12 protein-coding genes and 3 tRNA genes are annotated in these 12433 nt (G+C 68.4%); 3 read left to right on the top strand and 12 right to left on the bottom strand.

Features of this window, described 5'->3' with window-relative positions:
- Positions 1–16: 16 nt before the first annotated feature.
- A complete protein-coding gene (gene rpsB, locus ACOKR1_RS07770) occupies positions 17–886 on the bottom strand; it encodes a 30S ribosomal protein S2 (RefSeq protein WP_422936114.1) in 870 nt (289 codons plus the stop codon).
- A gap of 449 nt (positions 887–1335) precedes the next feature.
- On the opposite strand from rpsB, the gene ACOKR1_RS07765 reads away from it, so the two are divergent.
- Positions 1336–1887 (top strand): M23 family metallopeptidase, encoded by a 552-nt coding sequence (locus tag ACOKR1_RS07765; RefSeq protein ID WP_422936113.1) that lies wholly within the window; start codon positions 1336–1338, stop codon positions 1885–1887.
- 19 nt (positions 1888–1906) lie between these two features.
- Here ACOKR1_RS07765 and ACOKR1_RS07760 read toward each other — a convergent pair whose 3' ends face one another.
- Positions 1907–3091, bottom strand: coding sequence for an acyl-CoA dehydrogenase family protein (locus ACOKR1_RS07760; protein WP_422936112.1), 1185 nt, complete (start codon positions 3089–3091; stop codon positions 1907–1909).
- A 154-nt stretch (positions 3092–3245) separates the two neighbouring features.
- Between ACOKR1_RS07760 and ACOKR1_RS07755 the strand changes: the two genes are divergently transcribed.
- Both ACOKR1_RS07755 and ACOKR1_RS07750 read left to right on the top strand, forming a co-directional pair.
- Entirely contained in the window at positions 3246–3557 is a 312-nt protein-coding gene (locus ACOKR1_RS07755) for a protease inhibitor I42 family protein (RefSeq protein WP_422936111.1), read from the top strand.
- Positions 3558–4291: 734 nt separating this feature from the next.
- Complete coding sequence (locus tag ACOKR1_RS07750; protein WP_422936110.1) at positions 4292–4840, top strand: hypothetical protein; 549 nt, start codon at positions 4292–4294, stop codon at positions 4838–4840.
- Positions 4841–4872: 32 nt separating this feature from the next.
- Here the strand turns inward: ACOKR1_RS07750 and ACOKR1_RS07745 are convergent, their stop codons facing one another.
- The 10 genes from ACOKR1_RS07745 to dnaG form a co-directional block, all read right to left on the bottom strand.
- Positions 4873–5754, bottom strand: coding sequence for a hypothetical protein (locus tag ACOKR1_RS07745; RefSeq protein WP_422936109.1), 882 nt, complete (start codon positions 5752–5754; stop codon positions 4873–4875).
- 142 nt (positions 5755–5896) lie between these two features.
- Positions 5897–5970: transfer RNA gene (locus ACOKR1_RS07740), tRNA-Ile, on the bottom strand.
- A gap of 69 nt (positions 5971–6039) precedes the next feature.
- Entirely contained in the window at positions 6040–7248 is a 1209-nt protein-coding gene (locus tag ACOKR1_RS07735) for a glycosyltransferase (RefSeq protein WP_422936108.1), read from the bottom strand.
- Between the two features lie 23 nt (positions 7249–7271).
- On the bottom strand, positions 7272–8189 hold the full coding sequence (locus ACOKR1_RS07730; RefSeq protein ID WP_422936107.1) for a DMT family transporter: 918 nt from the start codon (positions 8187–8189) through the stop codon (positions 7272–7274).
- Positions 8189–8860, bottom strand: a complete 672-nt coding sequence (locus ACOKR1_RS07725) for a CDP-alcohol phosphatidyltransferase family protein (protein WP_415854495.1) — start codon at positions 8858–8860, stop codon at positions 8189–8191. Before ACOKR1_RS07725 ends, ACOKR1_RS07730 begins: the two co-directional genes overlap by 1 nt.
- A gap of 31 nt (positions 8861–8891) precedes the next feature.
- Positions 8892–9785: a phage holin family protein gene (locus tag ACOKR1_RS07720; RefSeq protein ID WP_422936106.1), complete on the bottom strand. Its 894-nt coding sequence runs from the start codon at positions 9783–9785 to the stop codon at positions 8892–8894.
- 123 nt (positions 9786–9908) lie between these two features.
- Positions 9909–10319, bottom strand: coding sequence for a hypothetical protein (locus tag ACOKR1_RS07715; RefSeq protein ID WP_422936105.1), 411 nt, complete (start codon positions 10317–10319; stop codon positions 9909–9911).
- A 22-nt stretch (positions 10320–10341) separates the two neighbouring features.
- Positions 10342–10417, bottom strand: a tRNA-Asn gene (locus ACOKR1_RS07710).
- Positions 10418–10453: 36 nt separating this feature from the next.
- Positions 10454–10526: transfer RNA gene (locus ACOKR1_RS07705), tRNA-Asn, on the bottom strand.
- A gap of 52 nt (positions 10527–10578) precedes the next feature.
- On the bottom strand, positions 10579–12417 hold the full coding sequence (gene dnaG, locus ACOKR1_RS07700; RefSeq protein WP_422936104.1) for a DNA primase: 1839 nt from the start codon (positions 12415–12417) through the stop codon (positions 10579–10581).
- Positions 12418–12433: the final 16 nt, after the last annotated feature.

The following is a 12433-nucleotide window of genomic DNA, read 5'->3' as shown; positions in this document are numbered from 1 at the left end:
GGGAATGGTCTGGGGGCTAGTTCTGCTCGCCCTCGGCCGGAGCGTCTTCGGCGGCCGGGGTGGCCTCCTCGGCGGCCGGGGTGGCCTCCTCGGCGGCCGGAGTGGCCTCCTCTGCGTTCTGACCCTCGAGGAGCTCGCGCTCCCACTCGGCGAGCGGCTCGGCGGACGAGGCGCCCTCGGAGCCGGCGGCGCGGTTGTTGCGGGCGATCAGGCCCTCGGCCACCGCGTCGGCCACCACACGGGTGAGGAGGTTGACGGAGCGGATCGCGTCGTCGTTGCCCGGGATCGGGTAGTTGACCTCGTCGGGATCGCAGTTCGTGTCGAGGATCGCCACGACCGGGATACCGAGCTTCTTGGCCTCGTCAACCGCGAGGTGCTCCTTCTTGGTGTCAACGACCCAGAGGAGCGCCGGCGTGCGGGTGAGGTTGCGGATGCCGCCGAGGGTCTTCTCGAGCTTGTCCTTCTCGCGCTGGAGGATGAGGAGCTCCTTCTTGGTGCGGCCCGAACCGGCCACGTCCTCGAAGTCGATCTCCTCGAGCTCCTTGAGGCGCTGGATGCGCTTGGCAACCGTGGAGAAGTTGGTGAGCATGCCGCCGAGCCAACGCTGGTTGACGTACGGCTGGCCGACGCGCGTGGCCTGCTCGGCGATGGCCTCCTGGGCCTGCTTCTTGGTGCCGACGAAGAGCACCGTGCCGCCCTTGGCGACCGTGGCCTTGACGTGCTCGAAGGCGCGGTCGATGTAGGAGAGCGACTGCTGGAGGTCAATGATGTAGATGCCGTTGCGCTCGGTGAAGATGAAGCGCTTCATCTTCGGGTTCCAACGGCGGGTCTGGTGACCGAAGTGGACGCCGCTGTCGAGCAGCTGGCGCATGGTGACGACGGGCATGCCGACGCTCCTTCCGGCAGGTCATTTCGTGAGGGAGCCTTCACGGCTACCCTTGCCCCTGCCCTTGTTCTGACGGTTCTCTGACGGCGGCCGGCCGGCCGCAGTCCCTGGCATCCCCTGCGAGCCCGAGCCGCCCCGCTGAATCAACTGGGCGGACCGTCAGGCAGCAGTGCCGAACCGTGTGACGGCTCGGCGCCGGATGCGCGGAGTCGACTTCCTGCACCTCTCGCATGGCATGGCAAGCACCTGTCATGTGTGAGGGAGCAGAAGGCCGCGGCTCTCAGTGTACTACAGGGGCACGAGCGGGTCTGGCCGCCGCGGCGGCTCCCGCGGGCCCGTTTCACGTGGCGGCACCCGCAATTCTCCTCCCCACAAACGGACGACGGCGGTAGTCCACATGGCGCCCAGCGCACCTCGCTCTGCGCCCGGCCGAGCGGAAGGCTCGAGACATGCTCGCCCCGTTCGCCGGAACCCGACTCGCGCTCGCACTGGCCCTGCTCGTTCCGTGGCTCGCCCTGCCCTGGGCCGCGCCTCCCCCGGCCTCGCTTCCTCGGGCCGCATCCCCCCGGGCCGCGCCCCTCGCGGGGTGGGAGTGGCCGCTCGCGCCGCGGCCCGCCGTCGTGCGCAGTTTTGACGCCCCGGAGAAGCCGTGGCTCGCCGGGCATCGCGGCGTGGACCTCGCAGCCTCGCCCGAGCAGGAGCTTCGCTCCCCCGCCGCCGGCGTGGTGGCGTTCGCAGGGACGGTCGTCGACCGGCCGGTCGTGACCATCGACCACGGGAACGGGCTCCGAAGCAGCTTCGAGCCGGTCGAGACGACGCTCGCCGCCGGCACGCGCGTCGCGGCAGGCGAGACGCTCGGGCGGCTTAGCCGAGGGGACACACACTGCCGCGCGGGGCCCTGCGTGCACTGGGGAGTGCGCGAGGGCGACGACTACGTGGACCCGCTCAAGTTCGTCGCGGACACCCGGCCGTCGGTCCTCTTGCCGTGGGGCGGCGGGTGACCGCGGTGACACGGCGGATCTAGACGATCGCGGACATTCCGGTGATGGCGCGGCCGGCCACGAGTGTGTTGATCTCGTGCGTGCCCTCGTAGGAGAACACTGCCTCGGCGTCGGCGAAGACCTTAGCCATCCCGTAGTCCGTGACGATGCCGTTCCCGCCAAGGATCCCGCGGCCCAACGCGACCGACTCTCGCATGCGTGCGGTCGTGAAGGCCTTCGCGAGGGCGGACTGCTCATCGCGCGCTTGCCCGGCCTCCTCGAGCTGGGACAGCCGCACCATGAGGCCGAGCGAGCTCACGGTGTTCCCGAGCATGGTCACGAGCTGGTCCTGAACGAGCTGGAAGGAGGCGATCGGACGGCCGAACTGCATTCGTTCGACCGCGTAGCGTCGCGCAACGTCGAACGCGGCCATCTGGAGGCCGACGGCCTGCCACGCGACGGAGAGCCTTGTCACCTTGAGCACGCGGTTCGTGTCGCGGAAGCTGTTGCCGTGGGCGAGCTTGAACTCGTCCGGTACCACGACGTTCTCAAGCGTCACGTCGGCGTTCTGGACCGTGCGCAGGGAGATCTTGTTCTCGATCTTGGCGGCCGAGTAGCCCTCGAGCGAGGTGTCGACCAGGAAGGCCTTGACCTGGTCGTCGACCACGTCGCGCGCGAAGACCACGATCCAGTCGGAGAACGTCGCGTTGCCAATCCAGCGCTTCGCGCCGTTGAGCACCCACGTCGAGCCGTCCCGACGCGCCGTGGTTCGCGTCCCGCCCGCCACATCGCTGCCACCGAGCGGTTCAGTGAGCCCGAACGCGCCGATCTTGCGGAGGGCGTAGACGTCGGGCAGCCACTCCTCTTGCTGTTCGCGCGATGCGAGGAGCTCGAGCGAACCCGTGAAAAGCCCGTCGTGCACCCCCATGAACGTCGCGATCGAGGCGTCGGCGCGCGTAAATTCGGCGTGCAGGAGCCCCGCGAGGAGGTTCGAGTGACCCTGGCGCCGCACCGGGCTCACCACGTCAAGCTCGGCGAGTCGGGGCACGAGGTGGTGCGGGAACTCGGCACGGTTCCAGCAGTCCACGGCGATGGGACGCACGTTGGCGTCGAGCCAGCCACGGACCTCGTGCAGCCGATCGCGCTCCTTGTCAGAAAGGAGGGCCTCGAAAGCGTAGAAGTCGCCGTCGGCGTAGGGAAGCTCGGCGGGATTCGTAGGCGCCACGGGGTCCTCCTGACCTCTCGGCCAGGTTGTTGCTGGCCAGTAGTTACTGATCAGTAACATAGCATCGAGGCCCACGGCCATCAAGAGCGCAGGACTCCGCCCCGGGCGCATTATCGCCTTGCCTCAGTCCGGAGGCGGGAGAAGAATCGCCCGCGTGGAGATTGCTCAGGATTCGAGTGAGACACGCGAGGTCGAGGCCGGAGCCGAATTCTCCGTGGATCTCTCACGCTCGGGCGGAGCCGGCTATCGCTGGGAGGTCGCTGGCCTGCCAGATGGCATCGCCGTCACCGGCCACTCTCTGATGCCCGAGGGCGCAACAGCGGCGGCTCCCCCAACCCCGGGGGCTCCCATCGTTCAGCGCTTCGCCTTGCGGGCCATGGCCAGCGGCACGATCACGTTCCGACTCAAACGGCCATGGGAAGAAGCGTCGGTTCGGACGCACACGGCGAACATCCGAGTCCGATAGCGCTCGAAGGGCTAGCGACCCTCGCTTCTCCGGTCACGCCCGCGGCCAGTCAACACGATCAGCAGAACGGCCACCCCAAGGAAGATCCCGCTCAAGGCGGAGAGAACAATCCTCGCGAACACCACATAGAGCTGGCGCTCAGCCGCGAGATTCAACAGTCTCCTCACGCTGCCCCCTGACGCTCCGGAACCCATTCGCCCCCGATTCAAAATATCTGACATATGAAGTACTACTAGACGACATGGGTACAAAAAAGATCTCGAACGGCACGTCAAGCGCGAGGCAGATGCTCTTGGCTGTGCGGACATTGTTGACGGCCTGCGTCCTCCCGGACACGAGGTTGTCGATCGTTCCGGGAGCGCATCCAACGACCCCGGCGAGGCCCCGGTTCGACCACCCGCGAAGGGCCATGAGCTCCACGAGGGCGTCACGAGCCACGAGCCTCATGCGCATGTCGGCGTGCCACCCCCTCCGGTACGTCCGATGCCTGGTGCGTTACTCCATTCAATCGACCGGCGCATCCACCGTCAAGCAGGGGGTAACGGTAGACCAACCAAAGTTAGGCACATCTTAGGCACCCCACCCCAGATTGGCCCGAGATTCCGGGGATCTTGGAGTCGAAAGGTTAGGCACATGTTAGGCACCGCGTGTCGGCGTGTCGGCACGTGGCGGCGAGAGATGCCTAAGATTCAGGAGTTGGACCGACGCTGTCCAACGCGAATGAGGGGAGAGTGATGAGCCAGCCAGATCTCGGAGCGCTGCTCGCTGACGTCAAGGCAGCCCGCGGTTGGTCCTTCGAGGCGATGTCGAGAGCATGCGGCGGAGTGCCGACCGGCAAACGACTCTTCCAGCTCATCAACTCGCCGCTGAAGAACTTTCCCGACCCGGACACGATCAGGGGTCTCCAGAGGGCAACCGGCGCGAGCACGACCGAGATCGTCATGGCCGCGGCGCGATCACTTGGGCTCGACGTCGCCGAAACGGATCCCGACGCACTCCACGTCCCGGGCATCTCGCTCGCCTCAGACACGGACAGGGAGGCGCTCCTGAAGATCGGACGCACGCTCTCTGAGGCCGCCGCGGTCGTGGCAGCCGCACACGGCCCGTCCCTGAGCGAGCGGAATCTGCAAGGCGAGCCACGGCGGAAGGCCCGGCGCGGGGGCGCGCACCAGCCGACCGGCCTGCCGGAGAACTGGAAGGACCTCGCCGCCTATCAGGGGCCCGAGGATCACCTCCGCCGCACGGACGAGTGGGACGCGAGGGGCGAAGAGTCCCAGGGCTGACGCGGCGCCGCCCACATGAGGACCTCAGCCAGTCAGCGGGGACGCTCGACGGCGTCAGCAACCCGCTGAGCGAGGACCTCGAACTGTGCCCACAGCCCGTCCCGGATCGGACCCTCCGGGCGGTCCGCGATGCGGAATCTGATCCGCACGATACCGCGGTGGGCGACCTGAAGATTCATGTACGGATCGCTGTCCGGTGAGCTCGTATACGCAATCTTCCACGCCGGGTTCCACCGCCTCCCGCCCGAGGGAAGCCAGAAGACGCAGCCCTCGAATTCCTGGTCCGCCACGACGAGAGACGGCCAGGCCGCGGCCTCCGTCCGGTCCAAGTCTTCCTCGCGAAGGAAGGCGAGGATCCCCGGGGCGCTCAGCACGAGCCGCTCCCAGCTTCGTCTGGTCCTCAGGTCGTACACGGTCGCGGAAAGCAGGGCGGACTCGCCGATGACGGCGTCGACGACCCGCGCGCCGTCGCCCTCCGCGCCGTCGTACACGCAGCGCAAGGCGCGCCTCAGGTCGAACTCGTGCTCCAATTCCCACAGCGTGGCCGCGAGCTCACGATCCACGGACGGGGCGGACGGCGCGCGGCCCGATGTCGGTCCCGAGAGCGACGGCGTCGCCTCGGCACCCGCCGCGACGGGCTCGCGCACCGGGAGGCTCGCGCTCGGCCCGTTCCGACGAACCCTCGCCGCGTTCCGAAGCTCGCGGTCGATCTCCAGGATCCTCTGCCTTGCCATGACGCCCATGAGCACGCCGGCCGCGGCGAAGACAAGGCCCGCGACCGGCACGAGCGGAACTGCCCTCGCTGACGAGAGGATCGCGACGGCTGCTCCTGCGAGCGCGGCGGCACGACCGGTCCACAGCGCCTCGACCGAGGCACGCCGGAGCCGCATGAGATGCTCAGTTCGCTGGCCCACGCTTCCCCAATCCTTGGGCCGCGCCGACTGCCTCGACAATGGGGACCAGACGGAACGGCCTGCCCACACGATAAGGCAAGAATGGTTCTTGCGGAATGGCCCGTTCGGTCCCCGCGCAGGGCTCGAGGGCCCGTCCAAATAGTAGGGGCGGCGGGGCTTGAACCCGCGACCGACGGATTATGAGTCCGCTGCTCTAACCGGCTGAGCTACACCCCCGCGCAACAGCATTCGCTGCGCATTACAGGCTACAGGAGCTCACGCGCCTGCACCGACGGCCCGCCGAGGTCAGCCGTGCGGCGGCACGGTGTCCGCCCCGCGGTACAGCGCCTCGAACGTGTCGAGCGTGTACTTGATGCTGTGCCTCTGCACCATCTCGTGGCTCACCTTGCCCATCGCGGAACGGTCGGCCTCCGGCAGGCTCAGGATCGCGAGCAGCTTCGCGGCGAGATCGTCGCGGTCGTAAGGGCGGAAGAGATAGCCGTTCTCGCCGTCGCGCACGAGGTGCGGGAGCGCCATGGCGTCGGCGAGGACCACGGGGGTCGACGCGCTCATGGCCTCAAGCGTCACGAGCGACTGGAGCTCCGCGGTGCCCGGCATGCAGAAGACGTCGGCGCGAATGTACGCCTCGCGCAGCTCGGCGTCGGGCGCGAGCCCCAGGAAGCGCACTCGGCCGCCCATGCCTAACCGTTCGACCTGCGCATCGAGGCGGGGCCGGATCTCGCCGTCCCCCACGATCTCGAGGTGCACATTGAGCTCGGCAGGCAGCTTCGCGACCGCGTCGATGAGGACGTCAACGTTCTTTTCCTCGGCGAGCCGGCCCGCGAAGAGCACGGTCGGCCACGGGTTCCGCTCGACACGCTCCCCGGGCCCGAGCTCGTACGCGTGGGAATCGATGCCGTTCGAAAGCGGGATGACCTGGTGGAGGAACGCGTGGTCATGCATCGCCTTGGCGGCCAGCGGCGTGGGAGTCGTGACGACGTTGGCCTTGCCCATGACCTTGCCCATGTCCCTCCAGGACTGGCGTCCGACGATGTCGAGGAACCACTTCGGGAACGGCAGGAACGGGTTGAGGTTCTCCGGCATGAAGTGGTTGGTCGCGATGACGCGGATGCCGCGCTTCACCGCCTCGTACAGGACGTGCTCGCCGATCATGTAGTGGCTCTGGATGTGCACGACGTCCGGCTGGACGCGATCGAAGAGGAGCGCGATCTCCTTCTTGATCTCCCACGGGAACACGACCCGAAAGTACGGGTGGGTCGGCACGGAGTGCGAGCGGAGGCGGTGAACCGTAGCCTCGGGCCGCGCCTCGGTGAAGCTCTTGCCCCTCTCGAAGCGGCTCGCGAGCACGTGGACGTTGTGGCCGCGCGCGGTCATGCCCTTCGCGAGACGGTAGCCGAACTGCGCGGCGCCGTTCACGTGGGGCGGGTAGGTGTCGGCGCCGATCAGGATCGTCAGCGGCTTGTCGGTCGGGACCTCGGGGTCGGGCAGGGTCACGTATATCTCTCCTGGTCGGCCGGTCACTGCCCCGGTCCGGCGGATCCGCGGAGCTCGCGGGCCGCTTCGTTCTTGCGGCTCGTGACCTCCGGGTGGTGCCGGGACAGGGCAACGACACCCACGATAGCAACGAGCGCGGCCGCAGCCATGCCAATTCCCATCACGGGTGGAACATGTGGCCGAAGCTCTCCGAGGATCGTGATGCCGATCGCGACGCCGACCATGGGGTCGATCACGGTGAGCCCCGCGATCACGAGATCAGGCGGCCCGGCCGAATACGCGTTCTGCACGAACCACGAACCAAGCCCGCCCGCTGCCGCGATCGCAAGGATCGAATACCACTGGACATTGAGTAGGAAGAGGCCGTTCGGATCGAGCAGCTGGCGGCCGATGATGCGCGTGAGCACCGCGACGAAGCCGAACAGGACCCCCGCCCCGAGAATGAAAACGAACGCGTTGAGCCGCTGCCGGAAGACCACGGCGAGCCCGCCGAACACGGCGATCGCGAGGACGAGCAGGAGCACGATCGTGAGCTCCTCGGCGCTCGAGACGTGGTGATTCTCGGCGGTCGCGTTGACCGCGAGGAGCACGAAGATCGCGGATCCCGTGACGCACGAGCTGATCGCGACCACGGTGGGACGGTTGAGCGTGATCCCCTGGTCCTTCGAATTCACCACGGTCGTGATCACGAGGGCGATCGCGCCAATCGGCTGGACGACCGTGAGCGGGGCCGTGATGAGGGCGATCATGTTAGACAGGAGTCCGAGGCCGAGGAGTAGGAGCCCGAAGAGCCAGCGCGGGTTTCGCAAGAGCCGCAGGAACCCGTTGGAGTTGAGCCCCAGCCCACCGGTGTCGAGCTTGACGGCGCTGCCCTGCCGCTGGGCGCCCAGCGCAAGGAACAGGGCCCCGAGGAGCGCGAGGACGACCGCGAACCAGACCATCAGAGCCGCACCCCGCCGTCGTCCGCTGCGCCGCCCGCCCCGCCGTCGTCCTCGCCGGCGCGCCGCTCGCTGCGCACGCCGCGGCCCTTGCGGACGATGGCCCAGAAGTAGTTGTAGCCCGCGATCCAGTGGCCCACGAGTCCGAGGACCAGGAACACCCAGGCGAGCGCGAGGTAGGCTCCCGAGCCGGGGATCGGGAGCTTCGACAGCACCAGGAGCGGCGTTCCGACCAGCAGGAGCGCCGTGCGCGCTTTGCCGACGCGGCTCACCGGCAGATCCGGGTGGTTGCGGAAGTAGAAGAGGGACGCAGTGCCGAGCACGACGTCCGGCAGGAGAAGCGCCGCAAAGTACCACCACTGGACCACGCCGGCGAGCACCAGGGTGAGGCCAACCGCGAGGAGGGCGAGGCGGTCGGCGGCCGGGTCGAGCACGCGCCCGAGCTCGGAGGTCTGATCGAAACGCCGGGCGATATACCCGTCCACCCAATCCGTCCCGCCCATGACCGCGAGAACGAAGACCGCCCAGCCATATTCACGCGCCCCGAGGACGAGCCACATGAACAGCGGCACCCCCATGAAACGCACCACCGTGAGGACGTTGGGCACGGTCAGCACCCGGTCGTGATGCACCGACGGCCGTCCGGGTCGAGCACCCGCGCCGAAGATCCTCATCGACAATCCCGAGCAGCGGCCCGAGGCCGCGTCAGCTCTTCACCAGCTTGCGAAGGAGGACGACGAACGCGGTCGCGGAGACCGTGAAGACCGCGATCGGCGCCCACCGCTCCTTGACGGCGTCCGCAGCGGACGACGCGCGGGGCTCAGCAGCCGCCGTCGGCTCGCCAGCCCCGCTGCCGGACGAGGCGCGCGAGGCCCGCTGGGCCCTCGCGAACGCAGCGCCCCGCAGGCGATCGAACGCATCGCGCGCGTCCCCGGCGAGCGCCTCCGCCTGGCGCTTGATGTCAAGCTCCTCGACGAGCCCGTCACGGACGTCGAGGATGTGGTCGCGGCGCTTCTCGATGCGGGCGCGCAGCTGTGCCTCGCTCGGAGTCGGCGGCTTGATCCGGCCGTGAGCCCGGTCCTCGGCAGCCTTCTCCATCTTGGCCTTCGCCGCGGCGGCCTCCTTGGCCGCTTGAGCGCGCTTGTACTGGATCGTGGTGGGGTCGAGAACGCGCGGGTCGAAGTCCCGGCCCTCCGTGATGACGCCGAGATCATGCCGGATCCCGCGGATCGCGTCTGCGGGAACGAGCGGCATGGCCTTCTTGACGCTCCACAGGCCAAGAAGTGCCGCAATCGCCAGGATGATGAGGAACGCCGCGCTCACCACGAGCGCCGCGAGCCACCCCGGCATGACCGTAGCGAGGCCGAGGATCGCCGCCACCACGAGGGCGATCACGAGGAGGCCCAGGAAGATGAGGGCGGCGACGAAGAGCGCAGCCCCGACGCCGACCTTGACCCCGCGTTCCTTGAGCTCGTACTTCGCGAGCGCTATTTCGTCGTTGAGCTGACGGGGGGCCAATCTCGCTGCCTGACCCACAAGGTCCGGCAAGGCCGCGAGGCGCGGACGCCTCACGGCAGGCGAGCTGTGGCGACCACTCATCGCTGGGCCCCTTCCCCTTCTGGCCGAAGCTGACAGGACCACGTGGCGGTCCGTCACCAAAGCTACCATTGACCCCCGCGCTTTCGGGGCAAGGCGGAGGGTGATGGGTGGTGCGCGGCCCGCTCAGCCGATCGCGCCGAAGGCGGCCTCTGCGACGAGGAACTGCTCGGCGGACTCGACCGCCGCCGCGAAGGCGTCCGCGTCCGTCGTCGACCCCCGGGGTCCGCGGGGCTGCCACTCGTGGCGTGCGGTCAGGATGGGCTCGAGGCCGTCGCCCGGCGGGGCGTAGTAGACCGCGAAGCGCTGGACCGGCCAGCCGGTGGGGGTCTCGGGGGCGACGAGGATCGCCGACTTCAACGAGTAGTTGATCCACTGTGCGATGGGCCTGCGATGGTCGCGGACGAACATGCCGTCGGCGTAGTGTTCGGCGGAACCCTCGCCGTAGGTCCGCTCGTACCGCACGCGCCAGATCGTCAGGAGTGGACCCTCGTAACGGGTCCACCCGGCAGGCAGGGTGACCTTCCGCGCGGCCATGAATCCATGATATTCCGGCCAGTGGCTCCCCCGACTGGACTCGAACCAGTAACCCTTCGATTAACAGTCGAATGCTCTGCCAATTGAGCTACGGGGGAATGGCGCCGCCATGCCAGAGGGCATGGGGCTCCAAGCTCCCCCGACTGGACTCGAACCAGTAACCCTTCGATTAACAGTCGAATGCTCTGCCAATTGAGCTACGGGGGAAGGCGCAACGCCCTAAAGATTAGCAGGGAGCGAGGCCGGATCGGAAATCGACTCAATCCCGCTGGCGCAGCTGACGGCGCCGCAGTTCGAGCTCCATGAGCTCGCGGTTGAGGCGGTGATGCTCCTCCGGCGGGGTGCTCGCGTCGAGCCTCTGGAGCTGCCCCATGAGCTCCGCTTTGCGAGCCGTGATCTGGAGCTCGAACAGGCCCGCGAGGATGTCCCGGCAATAGCGCTCGAGCGACTCCTGCGTCGAGGCCGGAAGCGGTGTGACGGCGAGCTCCGCGAGGAGCGCCCGGAGCGGCTCCGGGGCCTCGTCGCGTACCCGCTCGACCCACGCCGAGAGCCCTTCGCCACTGGCGGCTGGGCGACCCGCCGCACCGATGGCGGCGTGGACGGCCTGGTAGGCAGGCGCGGTGAAGTGGGCGAGCCCGAAGTCGCGCCATGCGTTGTCGTCCAGCGATTCGGGATGCTGGAGTGCGACCTCGAGCGCCTGCCGCTCGAGGGTCGCAACCGGATCGCGAGGATCGGGCCGGTCGGCGCGGCCGACGACGGGTGTCTCGCCCGGCGCGCGGCGTGCCGCGGCGCCCACGGCGCGCGAGACGTCGTCCGGGGCCATACCGAGCCATTTCGCGAGCTCGCGCGTGTACGCAGGCCGGATGGCGTGGTCCCGGATCTGGGCGACGACGGGTGCGGCCTCGCGAAGGGCCGAGACGCGCCCCTCCACCGTGTTGAGGTTGTGCTTGCGCAGCGCCGCCTGGATCGCGAACTCGAAGAGCGGTCGACGGCTGTCGATGAGGCCCTGAACAGCGGCGTCGCCGCGGTGCTGGCGGAGCTCGCACGGGTCCATGCCGTTCGGCTCGACCGCTACGTAGGTCTGGGCGACGAAGCGCTGGTCCTCCTCGAAGGCTTTCAGGGCGGCCTTCTGACCGGCGGCGTCGCCGTCGAACGTGAAGACGACCTCTCCCCCGGTGCCGTCGTCGGAGAGGAGGCGCCGCGCGATCTTGATGTGCTCGCTGCCGAACGCCGTGCCGCAGCTCGCGACCGCGGTATCGATCCCTGCGAGGTGGCACGCCATGACGTCGGTGTAGCCCTCGACGACCACGAGCTGGCGCTTCTTCGCGATGTTCCGCTTCGCGAGGTCGATCCCGTAGAGGACCTGCGACTTCTTGTAGAGCGCGGTCTCCGGGGTGTTGAGGTACTTGGGCCCCTGATCGTCGTCGAAGAGCCGGCGGGCGCCGAACCCGATGACGTCCCCCGCGATGTCCTTGATGGGCCACACGAGCCGCCCGCGGAAGCGGTCGTAGAGGCCTCGATTGCCCTCGGAGAACATGCCAGTGAGCTTGAGCTCGTCGTCCCGGAAGCCGCGGCCGCGGAGCTGCTTGAGGAGGCTGTCCCACCCCTGCGGCGCGAAGCCGACGCCGAACTGCTCGGCGACGCTGCGGTCGAAGCCGCGCTCGAACAGGAACTGGCGGCCGGCCGCGGCCCCCGGCGTGAGGAGCTGGTCGCGGAAGAATTCTGCGGCGATCTTGTGCGCGTCGAGGAGCCGCTGCCGCCGGCCGACCTCTTCGCGGCGCGGCCCTGCGCCTTCCTCGTAGTGGAGCTCGTAGCCGATGCGGGCCGCGAGCTTCTCGACCGTCTCGGCAAAACCCGTGTGGTCGAGCTTCATGACGAAGCTGATCACGTCCCCGCTCTCGCCGCAGCCGAAGCAGTGATAGGTGCCGACCTGAGGGCGGACGTGGAACGACGGCGAACGCTCGTCGTGGAACGGGCATAGGCCCTTGTACGAGCCGATGCCCGCGCTCTTGAGCGTGACATACCCCTCGACGACCTCCCTGATGTCGGTGCGCGCGCGCACCTCAGCGATGTCCTCCGGTTTGATCAGCCCTGCCACGTCACCACCTTAGCGA

Origin of the sequence: Sinomonas sp. P47F7, from assembly GCF_049332655.1 — a bacterium.
GTDB lineage: Bacteria > Actinomycetota > Actinomycetes > Actinomycetales > Micrococcaceae > Sinomonas.
The sequence above is the reverse complement of the archived record's forward strand: the minus strand, read 5'-3'. Positions and strand labels throughout refer to the sequence as shown.